This window comes from Burkholderia sp. AU32262 (genome assembly GCF_020419985.1).
GTDB lineage: Bacteria > Pseudomonadota > Gammaproteobacteria > Burkholderiales > Burkholderiaceae > Burkholderia > Burkholderia semiarida.
Window position 1 is genome coordinate 1 of sequence record NZ_JAIZRS010000027.1, and the last position, 16,843, is coordinate 16,843.

Genomic DNA, 16,843 nt, shown 5'->3' on the forward strand with positions numbered 1-16,843 from the left:
CGGCGGTGGCGGTGGCGGCGGCGGCGGTGCTGGTGGCGGTGCTGGTGGCGGTGCTGGTGGCGGTGCTGGCGGCGGTGCTGGCGGCGGTGCTGGCGGCGGTGCTGGCGGCGGTGCTGGCGGCGGCGGTGCTGGTGGCGGCGGTGCTGGCGGCGGAGGCCATGGCAATGGCGGCGGCCACGGCAACGGCGGCGGCGGCCACGGCAATGGCGGCGGAAACGGTAACGGCGGCGGGAGCGGCGGCGCCAATGGCACCGGCGGCCACGGCAATGGCGGCGGCAACGGTAACGGCAATGGCAGCGGAGGCGCCGGCAACGGCGGGGCCAACGGTGTCGGCAACGGCAACGGCAACGGTGGCGGTCGCGGCAACGGCGGCGGTCACGGCAACGGCGGATCGCCCGGCGGCAACCACTGACCCCAAGCGTTGCCCGGGGTCAGAGCATCTCGAGCGCGCGCTTGCTGCGCGGCGGACGGAAATACGCGTCAAGCTGCACGCGCTCGTCATCGCTCAACACGACATCGAGCGCGGCGCGGTTGTCGCGTACGTGCTCGATTCGCGACGCCTTCGGAATCGCGAATACACCCGGCTGCGCGAGCACCCATGCCAGCGCGACGCGCATCACCGACACGCCGCGCAGCCGCGCGATCTCGTCGAGCGGCGAGCGTTTCGGCAGCCGCCCGTGATCGACCGGACTGTATGCCATCGCCGGTATCCGGCGCTCGGCCAGCCACGGCAGCAGGTCGAATTCCGGGCCGCGTCGCGCGATGTTGTAGAGAATCTGGTTGGTGGCGCACGCACCACCGCCCGCCTCGTCGACGAGTTCGGCCATGTCGGCCGTATCGAAGTTGCTCACGCCCCAGTGGCGAATCTTGCCCGCACGCTGCAACGCGTCGAAACCCTCGACCGTTTCCTCGAGCGGCACCGAACCCCGCCAGTGCAGCAGGTACAGGTCGAGGCGATCGGTTCGCAGGCGCTTGAGGCTCGCGTCGCACGCAGCGACGACCCCACGCCGGCTCGCATGGTGCGGATAGACCTTGCTGACGAGGAACACGTCGTCGCGCAGGCCCGCGAGTGCGTCGCCGACCAGTTCCTCGGTCGCGCCGTCGCCATACATCTCGGCCGTATCGACCAGCGTCATCCCGAGTTCGACGCCCTCGCGCAGCGCGGCGATCTCGTCCGCGCGCCGCGCCGGCCGCTCGCCCATTTCCCAGGTGCCCAGGCCCAGCTTCGGAATCGTCTCGCCGTTCGGCAAGACGACCGTGGCGATCGTGTCTGTCATGCGTTTCCTCGTTGCGGATTCGTGGCCGCGCACCGCGGCCGAAGCATCGGATACGACGCATCAGTGTAGTCAATCGGTACGCCTCGGGCCTGTCACGCGGCAAAAACCGGCTATAACGGCACGGCATGATGACTTAGAATGGCCGCAACCTGATCGATACCCATTGTATGAAGGCACCCACGGACGACCGCTGGCAGGACCTGCGCCCCGACCCCGACAACGATACGCCGCTCTACCTGCAGCTCGCCCGCAAGCTCGGCGATGCAATCCACGACAACCGCTGGACGGCCGGCGAAGCGCTGCCTTCCGAGCGTGTGTTGTCCGAAGCGCTCGGCGTGTCGCGCATCACCGCGCGCAAGGCGATCGCGCTGCTCGTCGAGCAAGGCTTGATCCGCCGCACGCAGGGCGCGGGCAACTTCATCCAGCCGCGCTACGAGGATCCGCTGTCGCGGCTGTCGAGCTTCAGCGAAATGCTCGAGCGCCGCGGCTTCAAGCCGAGCTCGCAGTGGCTCGCGCGCGAAATCCAGCCGGCCAACCGCGACGAAGTGATCCAGCTCGGGCTGTCGCCGGCCGCATCGGTTACGCGGCTGAAACGTCTGCGCCTGGCCGACGGCATCGTGATGGCCGTCGAGAACTCGACGTTCCCCGCGACGCTGATTCCCGATCCGCAGGCGATCGTCGGCTCCCTGTACAGCTATCTCGAAGCGCGCGGCACGCCGATCGTGCGCGCGCTGCAGCATTTCCGCGCGGTCAACGCAACCGACGAGATCGCCGAACAGATGGGCATCGCCCCGCACGACGCCCTGCTGCTGATCACGCGGATCGGCTATACGTCCGACCAGCGCGCGATCGAACTGACCGATACCTACTGCCGAAACGACTACTACGATTTCGTCGTCGAGCTGCGCAAGTAACGCGAGGCGAGGCGCCGGCGCTCACAACCAGCGCGCGTCGTCGGTGCCGAGCGGCACGGGCGGACGCGCGAACGACGGCGGCGTCGCCGACAACCGCTCGGCCGGCCGCACGGTGTCGAGCACGCCGAACGGCGACGCGACGCGCTCGATCCGGTCGCGCACGTCGGCCAGCGCGAGATCGGGCGCGTGCAGCCCGCCCGGCACGGCGCCGAACGACTGCAGCCAGCGCCCCGTCTGCGCGAGCGACGTCCGCACGTGCCAGCTTCCCCCTTCGCGCGCCCGCCGGGCGAGCGCGATCATCGCGCCGAACGCCGCGAGATACCCCGTTGCATGGTCGAGCGCCTGGCATGGCAGATGGCGCGGCCCGCTCGCCTGCGCGGCCTGCTGCTCGTGCCATGCGATTCCGCTCGCCGACTGCACGAGGCTGTCGAACCCGCGCCGCTTCGCCCACGGCCCGGCGTGCCCGTACGCCGACACCGACACGTAGACGATGCCGGGCCGCCGCTCGGCCAGCGCCCGCGGCGCGAACCCGCGCGCGGCGAGCGCGCCGGGCCGGTACGACTGCAGAAACACGTCCGTCTCGCGCGCCAGCGCGTGCAGCGTATCGACGCCTGCCGCGTCGCGCAGATCGATCCACGTCGAGCGCTTGCCGCGTCCGTTGTCGATCACGAGCGGCGCGATGTTCGGCAGGTGCGGGCCGTTGACGAGCAGCGTCTGCGCGCCATGCGACGCCAGCGTGCGGCCCGCGACCGGCCCCGCGATGATGCGCGTGAGATCGAGCACGCGCACGCCGGCCAGCGGCCGGCCGCCCTCGCCGCGGCCGATCGGCTCGGGCGGCGCGTCACCGATCCGCTCGATCTCGAACAGCGGCAGCGACGCGATCGCGCGCGCCTGCTCGTGCGCCGCCCATTCGTCAGGCATTCTGATCAATGCCGCGCACAGGCCGGCGTCGGCCAGCGCGGTATCGAGCGCCGCGCCGTCCCACGTGCGAATCGCCGCGGCGACGTCGGCCGGCTGCGGGCCGCAGCCGAGCACGTCGAGAATGCCGTGCAGGTGATGCGGGAAATTCGCGTGCAGCTGAATCCAGCGTCCGTCGCCCGTCTCGAAGAAGCCGGTGACGGGATGACGCAACTCGGGCGGCGGCCCGTCGTCCACGCGCAGGTAGCGTTCGCTGCGAAACGCCACGAGCGCGTCGCGCACCGACACGTCGACCGATTGCGCCACGCCCGTGCGCAACCGATGGCATTCGGCTGCCGCGAGCGCCGCCGCGGCGATCGTCGCGGCGGCAAGCGTGCCCACATGAAACGTCGACGGCAACGTCGGGTCCTGCCCGGTCACGGTCGTGCGAGCCAGCGCGTCGCGCTCGCCGTGTGCGAGTTGCCAAAGATGCGCCAATGCGGATTCGGGTGTCATGGTGAAGGAGATACCGTTGAGGAGACGGAATCGAGTCTAGAATTCGCGACAGGCGCGATCAATCTTGATTGCGCGAATCAATACATAACGAATAGTTGTAGCGGTTCCGCGCTTCATGCGCGGCGACAGGAGCAACCGGCATGACGTCCCTCAGTGCGCAGGAAGCCGCCGGCATGCTCGGCGTCAGCGTGAGCACCCTCTATGCATACGTGAGCCGCGGCCTGCTGCGCTCGCTGCCCGACGGCGCGACCAAGCGCCGCCGCTACGACGCCGACGAAGTGCGCCTGCTCGCGCGCCGCCGCGCCGACGCGAAGCGCGCGGGCGGTGTCGCCGAACGTTCGCTCGACTGGGGCGTGCCGGTCCTGGAATCGCGGATCACGCAGATCGCCGACGGCCGCCTGCGCTATCGCGGCGCGGATGCGATCGCGCTAGCCGATACGGCAACACTCGAGGAAACGGCCGCGCGGCTGTGGGATTGTCCGCCCGCGCGGCTGGCCGCCGCGTCGCTCGCATCGACCGGTTTCGACGCGGCGCAGTGGCGCGACTGGGCCCATCGCTGGGCGCCGCTCGCGCCGCTCGAACGCGCGCTGGTGCTGCTGCCGGCCGCGGCTGCATCGCTGCCGCGCCTGTGGGCGCAGGGGCGCGATGCACAGCTCGATTCCGCCGCGTTGCTGCTGCGCGTCGCGACGGCCGCGCTCGCCGGCATCGCGCCGGGCGACGCGCCCGTGCACCGGCAGCTCGCGGCCGCGTGGCGCGTGCGACGGCGCGCCGAAGCCGACCTGCTGCGGCGCGCGCTCGTGCTGTGCGCCGATCACGAACTGAATCCGTCGACTTTCGCGGTGCGCTGCATCGCGTCGACCGGCACCCATCTGTTCGGCGCGATCTCCGGCGGGCTCGCGGCGCTGTCGGGGCCGCGTCACGGCGGCGAGACGTTCCGCGCGGGCACGCTGCTCGACGAAGCGGCCCGCGCCGCCGATCTCGATCGCTACCTCGCGCTGCGGCTCGCGCACGACGAACGCGCGGACGGCGGCCGCACGGCCCTGTCCGGCTTCGCGCACCCGCTATACCCCGACGGCGATCCGCGCGCCCGGGCGCTGCTCGATGCGCTGCACGCGGCGGCGCCCGAGCGGCCGGCGCTGCGCGTGGCGCGCGCGCTCGCCGCGCGCGTCGAAGCGGCGACGGGCCTGCGGCCGGCGATCGATTTCGCGCTCGCAGTGCTGGAGCGCACGCTCGCACTGCCCGACGGCGCGGCGTTCACGCTGTTCGCGGCCGGCCGCACGGCCGGCTGGATCGCGCACGCGCTCGAACAGTACGCGGACGGAAAGCTGATCCGGCCACGCGCACGCTACGTCGGCAGCGACGCGGCCGTGTGACGCCGGCCGTGACGCCACGCGGCGAACGGACGCCACCACGCGGACGTCGAGCGCACGGCCGGCGCCGCGAGCGGGCCGAACGCGAACGTCGCGCCGCGCGGCCCGGCGCCGACCCACGCGCGCATGCCGGGCAGCAACGTCAGCGATGCGCCCGCACCCAACCAGTGATCGTCGGGCCGGCCCTCGACGGTCACCCACACGTCGCCTTCGGCCACTTCGAGCAGCGTGAGATCGACGATCCGCCACCGGCCGGCCGGCTCGTCGCCGTCCATCACGTAAAGTCGCAGTTCGCGCATGGCAGCCTCCTGGTCGCACGGGTTCGACGACACCAGTATTTCGGACGGAGGCGGCACACGGACAGATACGGCCGCGGACGCTTTCGGCTGAACTGTACTGGCCGCCCGACGGGGACAGGCTTCCCGTGGCGCGGCCGGCCGAGGTCGAGTCGGGCCGCATCACATATCGCCCCGAACCTGCACGGCGCGGCGGCTTTCCCTACAATGTCGGCTGTCCCGCGCCACCACCCCGCCCTCATGTTCCAACGCCCGCCCGCCGCCGCTCCCGGCGAAAAAAACCTCACCGTGATGCTCTGGCTCGTTGCGACGGGCTTCTTCATGCAGACGCTCGACGCGACGATCGTCAACACGGCGCTGCCGTCGATGGCCGCGAGCCTCGGCGAATCGCCGCTGCGGATGCAATCGGTCGTGATCGCGTACTCGCTGACGATGGCGGTGATGATCCCCGTGTCGGGCTGGCTCGCCGACACGTTCGGCACGCGACGCGTGTTCTTCAGCGCGATCCTGGTGTTCTCGCTCGGCTCGCTGCTGTGCGCGAACGCGCATACGCTGACGCAGCTCGTCGCGTTCCGCGTCGTGCAGGGCGTCGGCGGCGCGATGCTGCTGCCGGTCGGGCGGCTCGCGGTGCTGCGCACGTTTCCGGCCGAGCGCTACCTGCCCGCGCTGTCGTTCGTCGCGATTCCGGGCCTGATCGGCCCGCTGATCGGGCCGACGCTCGGCGGCTGGCTCGTGAAGATCGCGTCGTGGCACTGGATTTTCCTGATCAACGTGCCGGTCGGCGTCGCGGGCTGCATCGCGACCTTCTATTCGATGCCCGATTCGCGCAACCCGGCCGCCGGCCGCTTCGACCTGAAGGGCTATCTGCTGCTGACGATCGGCATGGTCGCGATCTCGCTGTCGCTCGACGGGCTCGCCGATCTCGGCATGCAGCACGCGGCCGTGCTGGTGCTGCTGGTCCTGAGCCTCGCGTGCTTCGTCGCGTACGGGCTGTACGCGGTGCGCGCGCCGCAGCCGATCTTCTCGCTCGAGCTGTTCAAGATCCACACGTTCAGCGTCGGGCTGCTCGGCAACCTGTTCGCGCGGATCGGCAGCGGCGCGATGCCGTACCTGATCCCGCTGCTGCTGCAGGTGAGCCTCGGCTACTCGGCATTCGAGGCCGGGCTGATGATGCTGCCGGTCGCGGCGGCCGGCATGTTCTCGAAGCGGATCATCACGCGCCTGATCACGCAGCACGGCTATCGCAAGGTGCTGCTCGCGAACACGATCATGGTCGGCGTGATGATGGCGAGCTTCGCGCTGATGCGCGACACGGTGCCGGTGTGGGTGAAGGTCGTGCATCTCGCGCTGTTCGGCGGCTTCAACTCGATGCAGTTCACCGCGATGAACACGCTGACGCTGAAGGATCTCGGCACCGGCGGCGCGAGCAGCGGCAACAGCCTGTTCTCGCTCGTGCAGATGCTGTCGATGAGCCTTGGCGTCACGGTCGCCGGCGCGCTGCTGGCGACGTTCACCGGCATGCTGCGCACCGTGACGCCGAGCAACACGCTGCCGGCGTTCCACGCGACGTTCATCTGCGTCGGGATCATCACGGCCGCGTCCGCGTGGATCTTCGCGCAGCTCGCGCCCGAGATCCGCGGCCCGGCGCGCAAGACCGACCCGTCCGAGCGCGCGTGACGCGCGGCGCGCGCCGAATCGGGCCGGCGCGCACCATCGCGGTGCAACGCGACCCGGCCGCCCGCGTACCGGCCGCGCCGGGCGGCCGTACACGGCGCCATGCCGCCGTGCATGCTTCTTGCTGGCCTATTCTGTAGGTAAACTGGCAGCCTTCCTTCGGCCGACATCATGAGCATGATCGAAATCGATCCCCCCGGCTTTCAGCCGCCCCGCCCGGTCGCCGGCGACGACGGGAACCGGCGCACCGTGCTGTACGGCGGCTACACCGTGTTCAGCGTGTTTCAGCCCGTTTTCTCGGTGTCGCACCGGCGCGCGATCGGCTATCACGCGTCGCTGCGCGCGCACGACGAGGAAAACCGTCAGGTGGCGTCGCACGAGGTGTTCACGCAGGCGGCACGGCGCGGCGACCTGCTCGAGCTCGGCCGGCTCGCCGAATCGTTGCATCTCGGTAACTTCCACGCGTTCGACAGCCACGACGAGTGGCTCTTCCTGAGCCTGCATCCGGCCGCGCTGATGGACACCGTGTACGGCGACGCGCTGCTCGCGAACCTGAAGGCGCTCGGGCTGCCGCCGCACCGCGTGGTGCTCGAGGTGCCCGAACAGGCCGGCGGCGAGACGCCGCGCTATGCGGCGATCATCGACGGGCTGCGCAAGGCCGGCTTCCTGATCGCGCTCGTCGGATTCGGCGCGAAGCATTCGAACATCGATCGCGTGTGGCACCTGCATCCCGACATCGTCACGCTCGACCGCGGCATCCTCGCGCAGGCGAGCGAGCACTCGCATCTCGAACGCGTGCTGCCGGGGCTCGTGTCGCTGCTGCACGAATCCGGCCAGCTCGTGCTGATGGGTGGGCTCGCGACCGAACGCGACGCGCTGATCGCGCTCGAATGCGACGTCGATTTCGTGCAGGGCCAGTACTTCGCGGGGCCGAGCGTCGACCCCGTGCAGCCGCAGGCCGCCGCGGGCTGCATGGATACGCTGTCGGCCGCGCTGCGGCTGCGCGTCGCGCAGCGCGAGCGCACGCAGGCGGAACGGCTCGCGCCGTACGTCGCCGCGCTCGAGGAAGCGAGCCGCAAGCTCGGCGCGGGCGAATCGCTCACCGATGCGGCGGCCGCGGTGCTCGGGCTGCCCGAGACCGCACGCTGCTTCCTGCTCGACGCGTCGGGCCGCCAGATCGGCGACAACGTGCTCGCGCGCGGCAGCGTGTCGCAACGCGCGAAGCGCTTCCGGCCGCTGCTGCATTCCGAAGGCGCGAGCTGGGAACGCCGCCCGTACTTCATCGACGCGATGCGCGCGCCGGGCGGCGTGCATCTGACGCCGCCCTACCTGTCGATCAACGAGGCGCACCTGTGCGTGACCGCGTCGATCGCCGCACCGGCCGCGACGGGCATGCAGGTGCTCTGCGTCGACATCAACTGGGAAGCGGCGCTCAGCCGCGAGTAAGTGCCAAGTGCGCCGGCGCGGCGCGCTCACGCGTCGCCGCCCGCCCTGCGCACGATCAACCGGTGCACGCGCTTGCCGGACGATGCGCTGACGATCTCGTGCTCGTCGATCACGTGCACGCCGGCGCGGAGCGCCGCATGCATCCGCGCCGAATCGAGCGGCGTATAGAGGCGGCCGCGCTCGTCGCGCAGCACGCCGTTTCCGGCCACCCGCCAGCTCAGGTACAACGTGCCGCCCGGCATCAGCAGATCGGCCAGCCGCGCGGCGGCCGCCGCCGCGTCCGCCTGTTCGAGATGCATGACCACCGTTTCGCACAGTACGTTGCGAAACGCGCCGGACGGTACGCCGGCCAGCGCCGGGAGCGCGGCCCGCTCGAAAATCAGATCCCGATGGCGCCGCCGCGCCTCGTCGAGCAGCGCGGCGCTCGCGTCGTAGCCGCGCACGTCGAAGCCGCGCGACGCGAGCCACGCCGTATCGCGCCCCGCGCCGCAGCCGACGTCGGCGGTCAGCCCCGGCGAGAAATACTGTTCGAGCAGTGCGTACATGTCGTCGGGCGCAGCCTGGTCGAGCCAGTCCTGCGCGTATTGCGCGGCATGGGCGTCGTAGGCATCGAGGGTCGGGCGATCCACCATGGCGATTGCTCCGCAAAGGCGTCGTATGACGCACTCCGCATCTTAGCCGTTGCGTACGGCCTGCGCCGACGGCGGATGGTGCGACGCCGGCCTGCGCGGCCTGCACGCGCGCCGCACGCGACGCCTGACGCGCCGCCGCGCTTGCCGCGTCGTGAACGAGCGCGCACAGTCGCGCATTGACCGGCGCCGGCGCACCGAAGCGCCCGCGCCGAACAGGCGGACCGGCCCGGCCGGCGCATCAGACAGGTGAATGCGCGCCGCCGTGCACGGGGCCCGCGCGCCGCTCGACTTCGCGGCGCACGTCGCCGCGCAGCCCCGCGAAGAACGCGACCTCGGCGACGACGAACAGCGGCCCGACGATCAGGCCGGTCAGATCGTCGACGAACGCGGGCTTGCGGCCTTCGAACCAGTGCCCGACGAACTGCACGATCCAGCCGACGACGAACGCGCCGATGCCGATCGCGAGCCATTGCGCGGTCGGCCTCAGCGCCAGCGACTGCGCGGCCCACAGGGCGAGCGCGAACAGCACGGCCATCACGATCCCGAACCGCAGGTCGAGACGCAGGTAAAACGCCGCGGACGCGACGGCGAGCAGCAGTGCGGGCGACAGCGCGATGCCGGCCGGCGTCCCGAGCGCCGGCCGCGACAGCAGCACCGCGATCGCGAACACGATCATCGGGATGCCGACCAGATGCGTCGCGATGTTGCGCGCGTCGCGATGGTAGGCCGCATACTGGGAAAGATAGTCTTCGAGGGTCTTCATGGCGTCTCCTGATCGGTTATTGAGCGCTATGATGCGCATCACGCCCGAGAACCGCTGTCAGCTACCCGACATCGCGCGCCCATGCCTTCCTCGCTCGCCCCGTACCTGCCGCAGATCGAAGCGAACCCGTGGTTCGCCGCGCTGCCGCCCGCGCTGCGCGCGGAGCTGATCGCCCGCGCGACGCCGCGCCATCTGCCGTCCGGCCAGGCGCTGTTCCGGCGCGGCGACCCGCCGTGCGGGCTGTACGCGGTGCTGGCCGGTTCACTCACGATAGGCGCGGTCGATCCGCAGGGCAAGGAAGCGCTGCTGACGGTGGCGGAGCCCGTCACCTGGTTCGGCGAGATCGCGTTGTTCGACGGCCGTCCGCGCACGCACGACGCCATCGCGCTCGACGACACGCTGCTGCTGCACGTACCGCAGGCCGCGCTGCTCGCGATCCTCGATACGACGCCGCAATACTGGCGGCAGTTCGCGCTGCTGATGGCGCAAAAGCTGCGCCTGAGCTTCCTGACGGTCGAATCGATAAGCGTGATGCCGGCCGCGCAGCGGCTTGCCGCGCGGCTGCTGATGATCGCCGAAGGCTACGGCGGCATCAGCGCCGGGCGCACGCACATCCGGCTGTCGCAGGAAATGCTCGCGTCGATGCTGTCGCTGACGCGGCAGACGACCAACCAGTTGCTGAAGGCGCTGCAGGCCGATGGCGTCGTGCGGCTGCACGTCGGCGAGATCGAGCTCGTGGACGTCGACGCGTTGCGCCGCGCGAGCGGGCTCGGCGACGGCGCGTACTGAACGGCGCGCCACGGCCTCTATCGGCCCCTATCAGCCTGTATCGGCCGCGACGCGCTGCCCGCGGCGGCCGAGTTGCGCTATCGTGGCGGCTCGTTTCCGTCCACCGCGCGCATCGCCTTGAACACGTCGACCGTCCCCGCCCCCGCCCGTCATCCGTGGCCCGTATTCATCGCGTTCCTGCGGCTAGGCCTCACGTCGTTCGGCGGGCCGGTCGCGCATCTCGGCTACTTTCGCGCGGAATTCGTCACGCGGCGCGGCTGGCTCACCGAGCGCACCTATGCCGATCTCGTCGGGCTGTGTCAGTTCCTGCCCGGGCCGGCGAGCAGCCAGGTCGGGATGGCGATCGGTCTCGCGCGTGCCGGCTATGCCGGCATGTTCGCCGCGTGGCTCGGCTTCACGCTGCCGTCGGCGCTGCTGATGATGCTGTTCGCGCTCGGCGTTCACGCGACAGGCGCGCCGATCGAAGCCGGCGCGCTGCACGGGCTGCGCATCGTATCGGTCGCGGTGATCGCGCAAGCCGTGTGGGGCATGGCGCGTACGCTGTGCCCCGATGCGCGGCGCGTCACGCTGATGGCCGCGGCCGCGTGCGTGGCGCTGCTCGCGCCGGCCGCGTGGACGCAGGTCGCGGTGATCGCGGTGGCCGCGGCCGCCGGTCTCGCGGTGCTGCCGCAGCCGGCACGCGATGCGCACGAACCGTTGCCGCTGCACGTGTCGCCGCGCGCAGGCGTGCTGTGGCTCGCACTGTTCGCGGCGCTGCTCGCCGCACTGCCGTTCGCGGCCCGCGCGCTGCGCTCCGATACGCTGGCCGTCGTCGATGCGTTCTTCCGCACGGGCGCGCTCGTGTTCGGCGGCGGCCATGTGGTGCTGCCGCTGCTGCAGGCGGCCGTGGTCGCGCCGGGCTGGGTCGGCGATTCGGCGTTTCTCGCCGGGTATGGCGTCGCGCAGGCCGTGCCGGGGCCGCTGTTCACGTTCTCGGCATTTCTCGGTGCGTCGCTGCGCGACGCGCCGAATGGCTGGCTCGGCGGCACGATCGCACTCGTGTCGATCTTCGCGCCGTCGTTCCTGCTCATCGCCGGCACCGCGCCGTTCTGGGAACGCCTGCGCCGCAGCGCGCGCATGCAGGCAGCGCTCGCCGGCGTGAACGCGGCCGTCGTCGGGCTGCTGCTCGCCGCGCTCTATCACCCGGTCTGGACCGACACGATCGTCGCGCCGCGCGACCTGGCCGCCGCGCTGGTCGCGTTCGTCGCGCTGGTGTTCTGGCGCGTGCCGCCCTGGGCCGTCGTGATCGCGAGCGCGGCGCTCGGCTGGCTGCTCGGCATGGCCGGTTGAGCCGGCCGGCGCGACACGTTCGGGGCGGGACAAAAACAAAAAGCCCTCGAAACCGAGGCTCCGAGGGCCTTGTTCGATGCCGCGCGCCGTGACGGCGCGCAGGCGCCGGACTTACGCGAAGTTCTTCGCTGCGAAGTCCCAGTTCACGATGTTCCAGAACGCTTCGACGAACTTCGGACGCGCGTTGCGGTAGTCGATGTAGTACGCGTGTTCCCACACGTCGATCGTCAGCAGCGGCTTGTCGGCGGTCGTCAGCGGCGTGGCGGCGTTGCTGGTCGACACGATGTCGAGCGAACCGTCGGCCTTCTTCACGAGCCATGCCCAGCCCGAACCGAACGTGCCGACCGCGGCCTTCGTGAACGCTTCCTTGAATGCGTCGTACGAACCCCACTTCGCGTTGATCGCGTCGCCCAGCGCGCCCGACGGTGCGCCGCCGCCGTTCGGCGACAGGCTGTTCCAGAAGAACGTGTGGTTCCAGATTTGCGCGGCGTTGTTGAAGATGCCGCCCGACGACTTCTTGATGATCTCTTCCAGCGGCAGGTTTTCGAATTCCGTGCCCGGGATCAGATTGTTCAGGTTCGTCACATAAGCCTGGTGGTGCTTGCCGTAGTGGTACTCGATCGTCTCTTTCGAGATGGTCGGCGCGAGTGCGTCTTCAGCGTACGGGAGCGGCGGGAGCGTATGAGCCATGGCGATTCCTTCGTTGAGTATGTAGGGAGGCTGTGTTGGATGCTGCCGAGCGTCCGATTGTAGGCGAGGACGAATAACCCCGCAAACTCACGGGCCATTTATCCGCGGTATGCGGAAAAGCGATGCTGGCGCAACGTCCGGCAGGGCGAACCGGACGATGCGCAGCATTCGTGCCCGGCCGCGCGGCATGCGTTGCGATGATCCTCGCGCCTCGCGCGCGACGCTTGCGTCAGATCGTATCGGTCAGCCGCGGCTGCACGTCGGCGAGCGACACGTCGGCCGCGCCTTCGGCGAGATGCACGGTCAGGCGCCGCTGCGGCTTCAGCGCGCTCGGCGCGCGTACCGCGCGGCCCGTCTGCGCATCGATCAACGCCGCATAGCCGCGCTCGAGCGTACGCTGCGGGCTCAGCACCTCGAGCCGTGCGGCACAGGCCGACACACGCGCAGTGTCGCGTTCGTGACGACGCTGCAACGCGACCGCGAGACGTTGCGACAACCCCGCGAGCGCGTGGCGCGCCTGTGACGCGTCGGGCCGCGCGCGCTGCCAGCGTAGTTGCGCGAGCGCGAAACGCGCGCGCGCATCGCGCACCGGCCGAGACGCCGCCGACGCGAGCCGCACCGCGAGCTGCTCGACGTGCGTACGCTGCCGCTGCAGCCGCTCGGCCGGGCTCACGAGCCGGCGCGCGAGCCAGTCGAGCTGCTGCGCGCGCTGTTCGAGCCGGCGCGCCATGCCGCGCGCGAGCGCGCGCTGGCGCTCGTCGACCTCGCGCAGCAGCAGCGCGCGCCGCGGGCTCGCGAGTTCGGCCGCGCCGGTCGGCGTCGGCGCGCGCAGGTCGGCCGCGAAATCGGCGATCGTGAAATCGGTTTCGTGCCCGACGCCGCTCACGACCGGCAGCTCGCTCGCCGCGATCGCACGCGCGAGCGCTTCGTCGTTGAACGACCACAGATCCTCGATCGAGCCGCCGCCGCGGCACACCAGCAGCACGTCGACCTCGCGCCGCGCATTCGCGGTCGCGACGGCCGCGACGAGCTTTTCGGCGGAACCGGCGCCCTGCACGGGAGCCGGATAGACGATCACCGGAATGTGCGGCGCGCGCCGGGCGAGCGTGGTCAGCACGTCGCGCAGCGCGGCGGCCTGCAGCGACGTGACGATGCCGATCGCGCGCGGATGAGCCGGCAACGGCCGCTTGCGTTCGGGGGCGAACAGGCCCTCGCCTTCGAGCTGCGCCTTCAGCCGCAGGAACGCCTCGTACAGGCGCCCCTGTCCGGTGCGCCGCACGGCTTCGACGTTGAGCTGCACTTCGCCGCGCGGCTCGTACATCGTGACGACCGCGCGCACCTCGATGCGGTCGCCTTCGCGGGGCGTGAATTCCGCGTATTGCGCACGGCCGCGGAACATCACGCAGCGCATCTGCGCCTGCTGGTCCTTGATCGAGAAATACCAGTGGCCGCTCGCGGCGCGCGTGAAGTTCGATACTTCGCCGGAAATCCACAGCAGCGGAAACGCGCGCTCGAGCATCGTCGAAATCGCACGGTTGAGCGCCGAAACGGGAATCACTTCGTCGCCGCCGCGCGTGGCGCCGGGTGCGGAAAAAGGAGAATCGGAAAGCATGGGCGGTCGGATGAATGCTGGCGGCGTCACGATAGTCCGACACGCGCGCGGCGTCCAGCGTCGCCGTATTCGCCGCCACGCGTGGAAGGTGTCCACACGCTGACATTCGTCCGCGTAAAACGCGCGGAAACCGCCAAAAAATCCAGACGATTCTCCGTAACGCCTTGATTTTTATAATTTTTTAAACCTTTCAGAATGATTCTCATCCGATTCGATGCCCGCCGGACGGGCGTTTGAGGCCATCGACCGGGGAGTTCTTCACAGAGTTATCCACAGGCCGGCACGATCCCGCCCCGTCGGCCGGGTCGGGCCGGGTCGGGTCGGGCCGGGTCGGGCCGGGTCGGGCCGGGTCGGCCGGTCGCGCTTGCCGCGTCGGCGTGCGGCGCGCTAGAGTGCCGCCTTCCACGGCCCTGCGGCACGCGCCGCCCAACGGAGAATCCGCCTTGACGAATCCGTCCCTCGCCGCGGCGCACGACGCGCCGCGCCCGGCCCGATGAGCGCGCCCGGCGGCCCGCTCGCGCGGCTCGAAGCGCGCCTGACACGCGAATGGCAGCGGCGCGGCGCGCTCGCGTGGGCGCTCACGCCGTTCGCGTGCGTGTTCGGCCTGTGCGCGGCGCTGCGGCGCACTGCTTACGCGCAAGGCTGGAAGCAGCCGATCGACGTCGGCGTGCCGGTCGTCGTGGTCGGCAACGTGACCGTCGGCGGCACCGGCAAGACGCCGACCGTGATCGCGCTCGTCGACGCGCTGCGCGCGGCCGGCTTCACGCCTGGCGTCGTGTCGCGCGGCTATGGCGCGACCGTGAAGGCGCCGACCGCCGTCACGCCGGCGTCGCGCGCGGGTGCGGCCGGCGACGAACCGCTGCTGATCGCGCGCCGCACCGGCGCGCCCGTGTGGGTGTGCCCCGACCGCGTCGCGGCCGCGCAGGCGCTGCGCGCCGCGCACCCGGACGTCGACGTGATCGTCAGCGACGACGGCCTGCAACACTACCGCCTCGCGCGCACCGTCGAGCTCGTCGTGTTCGACCACCGGCTCGGCGGCAACGGCTTCCTGCTGCCGGCCGGGCCGCTGCGCGAGCCGCTGTCGCGGCACCGCGACGCGACGCTCGTCAACGATCCGTACAGCGGCGCGCTGCCGCCGTGGCCCGACACCTACGCACTCGCGCTGACGCCGGGCGCCGCGTGGCACCTCGACCAGCCCGCGCTGCGCCGCCCGCTGTCGCAATTCGCGAACGAACGCGTGCTCGCCGCGGCCGGCATCGGCGCGCCGGAGCGCTTCTTCGCGACGCTGCGCGCGGCCGGCCTCGCGCCGGCGACCCGCGCGCTGCCCGACCATTACGCGTTCGCGGACAATCCGTTCGTCGACGATGCCGTCGATGCGATCCTGATCACCGAGAAGGATGCAGTAAAATTGGGCGCTTCCTGGCGCGACGCCCGACTGTGGGTGGTCCCCGTCGAAGCCGCGCTCGACCCTCGCCTCATTGCCCTCGTTGTGGAGAAACTCCGTGGACGCTCGCCTGCTTGAAATCATTGTGTGCCCTATCTGCAAAGGCCCGCTCCACTACGACCGCGCCGCGCAGGAGCTGATCTGCAACGCGGACAAGCTCGCGTACCCGATCCGCGACGGCATCCCCGTGATGCTCGTCGACGAAGCGCGCCAGACCGTCGAAGGCACGCCGGTCGACCCAGCCGGCCGCTGAGCCGCCGCGCCGCTCGCCGGCGCGACGATTCGACACCGACGGCCCGGCCCCGGCCGGGCCGCCGCACTCCGCCGGGCGACCGGCTTCCGGCGTCGCCCGCCTCGTTCTTCTCAGCGCTTCCCGATGACTCACCCGCAACCCTTCATCGCCGTCATTCCCGCCCGGCTCGCGTCGACGCGGCTCCCGAACAAGCCGCTCGCCGATCTCGGCGGCAAGCCGATGGTCGTGCGTGTCGCCGAGCGCGCGCGCGAAGCGGGCGCGCAGCAGGTGCTCGTCGCATCCGACGCGCAGAGCGTGCTCGACGCGGCGCGCGATCACGGCTTCGACGCGGTGCTCACGCGCGCCGATCATCCGTCCGGCACCGACCGGCTCGCGGAAGTCGCGGCGGCTTTCGGCTGGCGCGACGACACCGTCGTCGTCAACGTGCAGGGCGACGAACCGCTGATCGACCCCGCGCTGGTCCGCGACGTAGCGTCGCACCTGGCCGCGCATCCGGCGTGCGCGATCGCCACCGCGGCCCACCCGATCCACGACGCGGCCGACGTGTTCAACCCGAACGTCGTGAAGGTCGCGCTCGACGCGCAGAGCGTCGCGCTGTACTTCTCGCGCGCGCCGATTCCGTGGAGCCGCGACGCATATCAGCCGCACTGGCCCGACGTCGCGGCCATGCCGGCGCCGGCTTTCCCGGTCTACCGGCACATCGGCCTCTATGCATATCGCGCGCGTTTCCTGCGCACCTATCCGTCGCTCGCGCAGGCGCCGATCGAGCAGGCCGAGCAGCTCGAACAGCTGCGCGCGCTGTGGCACGGCGAGCGCATCGCGGTGCTGATCACCGAATCCGCGCCCGAAGCCGGCATCGATACGCCGGCCGATCTCGCGCGCGTGCAGGCCCTTTTTCGGCCGGGTTCAAAATAACCCATGGCATAATCAGGCGATTGTGC

General features: G+C 70.9%; 17 protein-coding genes. 9 read left to right on the forward strand and 8 right to left on the reverse strand.

Going from position 1 to position 16,843, the window contains the following annotated elements:
- Nucleotides 1–379, reverse strand: a 379-nt coding sequence (locus LGN10_RS26795) for a hypothetical protein (protein WP_226225577.1), incomplete at its 3' end; no start/stop codon positions are given.
- A gap of 52 nt (nucleotides 380–431) precedes the next feature.
- Entirely contained in the window at nucleotides 432–1,277 is an 846-nt protein-coding gene (locus tag LGN10_RS26800) for an aldo/keto reductase (protein WP_059578345.1), read from the reverse strand.
- 167 nt (nucleotides 1,278–1,444) lie between these two features.
- On the opposite strand from LGN10_RS26800, the gene LGN10_RS26805 reads away from it, so the two are divergent.
- The gene (locus LGN10_RS26805) at nucleotides 1,445–2,191 is read left to right on the forward strand and encodes a GntR family transcriptional regulator (protein ID WP_006489667.1); all 747 of its coding nucleotides are present in this window, start codon (nucleotides 1,445–1,447) and stop codon (nucleotides 2,189–2,191) included.
- 21 nt (nucleotides 2,192–2,212) lie between these two features.
- Here the strand turns inward: LGN10_RS26805 and LGN10_RS26810 are convergent, their stop codons facing one another.
- On the reverse strand, nucleotides 2,213–3,604 hold the full coding sequence (locus LGN10_RS26810) for a CoA transferase (RefSeq protein ID WP_226225579.1): 1,392 nt from the start codon (nucleotides 3,602–3,604) through the stop codon (nucleotides 2,213–2,215).
- 140 nt (nucleotides 3,605–3,744) lie between these two features.
- On the opposite strand from LGN10_RS26810, the gene LGN10_RS26815 reads away from it, so the two are divergent.
- Nucleotides 3,745–4,977 carry a citrate/2-methylcitrate synthase gene (locus LGN10_RS26815; protein WP_059578352.1) on the forward strand — a complete coding sequence of 411 codons (1,233 nt, stop codon included), beginning with the start codon at nucleotides 3,745–3,747 and terminating at the stop codon, nucleotides 4,975–4,977.
- Here the strand turns inward: LGN10_RS26815 and LGN10_RS26820 are convergent.
- Nucleotides 4,950–5,273 (reverse strand): DUF2917 domain-containing protein, encoded by a 324-nt coding sequence (locus LGN10_RS26820; protein ID WP_226225580.1) that lies wholly within the window; start codon nucleotides 5,271–5,273, stop codon nucleotides 4,950–4,952. The two genes, LGN10_RS26815 and LGN10_RS26820, sit on opposite strands and share 28 nt — an antisense overlap.
- A 237-nt stretch (nucleotides 5,274–5,510) precedes the next feature.
- Here LGN10_RS26820 and mdtD point away from each other — a divergent pair, with 237 nt between their 5' ends.
- On the forward strand, nucleotides 5,511–6,947 hold the full coding sequence (gene mdtD, locus LGN10_RS26825) for a multidrug transporter subunit MdtD (RefSeq protein WP_059578356.1): 1,437 nt from the start codon (nucleotides 5,511–5,513) through the stop codon (nucleotides 6,945–6,947).
- Between the two features lie 168 nt (nucleotides 6,948–7,115).
- A complete protein-coding gene (locus tag LGN10_RS26830) occupies nucleotides 7,116–8,390 on the forward strand; it encodes an EAL domain-containing protein (protein ID WP_059578360.1) in 1,275 nt (424 codons plus the stop codon).
- 26 nt (nucleotides 8,391–8,416) lie between these two features.
- Here the strand turns inward: LGN10_RS26830 and LGN10_RS26835 are convergent, their stop codons facing one another.
- Nucleotides 8,417–9,022 carry a class I SAM-dependent methyltransferase gene (locus LGN10_RS26835; RefSeq protein WP_226225581.1) on the reverse strand — a complete coding sequence of 202 codons (606 nt, stop codon included), beginning with the start codon at nucleotides 9,020–9,022 and terminating at the stop codon, nucleotides 8,417–8,419.
- Between the two features lie 238 nt (nucleotides 9,023–9,260).
- Nucleotides 9,261–9,785, reverse strand: coding sequence for a DUF962 domain-containing protein (locus LGN10_RS26840; RefSeq protein ID WP_059578369.1), 525 nt, complete (start codon nucleotides 9,783–9,785; stop codon nucleotides 9,261–9,263).
- 81 nt (nucleotides 9,786–9,866) lie between these two features.
- On the opposite strand from LGN10_RS26840, the gene LGN10_RS26845 reads away from it, so the two are divergent.
- Nucleotides 9,867–10,574, forward strand: a complete 708-nt coding sequence (locus LGN10_RS26845; RefSeq protein WP_059644863.1) for a Crp/Fnr family transcriptional regulator — start codon at nucleotides 9,867–9,869, stop codon at nucleotides 10,572–10,574.
- 117 nt (nucleotides 10,575–10,691) lie between these two features.
- A complete protein-coding gene (chrA, locus tag LGN10_RS26850) occupies nucleotides 10,692–11,903 on the forward strand; it encodes a chromate efflux transporter (protein WP_226225582.1) in 1,212 nt (403 codons plus the stop codon).
- A gap of 111 nt (nucleotides 11,904–12,014) precedes the next feature.
- Here chrA and sodB read toward each other — a convergent pair whose 3' ends face one another.
- Together sodB and xseA are read right to left on the reverse strand one after the other, a co-directional pair.
- The gene (gene sodB / locus LGN10_RS26855) at nucleotides 12,015–12,593 is read right to left on the reverse strand and encodes a superoxide dismutase [Fe] (protein ID WP_059578375.1); all 579 of its coding nucleotides are present in this window, start codon (nucleotides 12,591–12,593) and stop codon (nucleotides 12,015–12,017) included.
- Between the two features lie 229 nt (nucleotides 12,594–12,822).
- A complete protein-coding gene (xseA, locus tag LGN10_RS26860; protein ID WP_226225583.1) occupies nucleotides 12,823–14,205 on the reverse strand; it encodes an exodeoxyribonuclease VII large subunit in 1,383 nt (460 codons plus the stop codon).
- 493 nt (nucleotides 14,206–14,698) lie between these two features.
- Here xseA and lpxK point away from each other — a divergent pair, with 493 nt between their 5' ends.
- The 3 genes from lpxK (at nucleotide 14,699) to kdsB (ending at nucleotide 16,817) form a co-directional block, all read left to right on the forward strand.
- A complete protein-coding gene (gene lpxK / locus LGN10_RS26865) occupies nucleotides 14,699–15,727 on the forward strand; it encodes a tetraacyldisaccharide 4'-kinase (protein WP_059644854.1) in 1,029 nt (342 codons plus the stop codon).
- On the forward strand, nucleotides 15,708–15,902 hold the full coding sequence (locus LGN10_RS26870; RefSeq protein WP_006482216.1) for a Trm112 family protein: 195 nt from the start codon (nucleotides 15,708–15,710) through the stop codon (nucleotides 15,900–15,902). The genes lpxK and LGN10_RS26870 overlap by 20 nt, the downstream gene beginning before the upstream one ends.
- A 123-nt stretch (nucleotides 15,903–16,025) precedes the next feature.
- Nucleotides 16,026–16,817: a 3-deoxy-manno-octulosonate cytidylyltransferase gene (gene kdsB / locus LGN10_RS26875; protein WP_089465083.1), complete on the forward strand. Its 792-nt coding sequence runs from the start codon at nucleotides 16,026–16,028 to the stop codon at nucleotides 16,815–16,817.
- The last annotated feature ends 26 nt before the right edge of the window (nucleotides 16,818–16,843 follow it).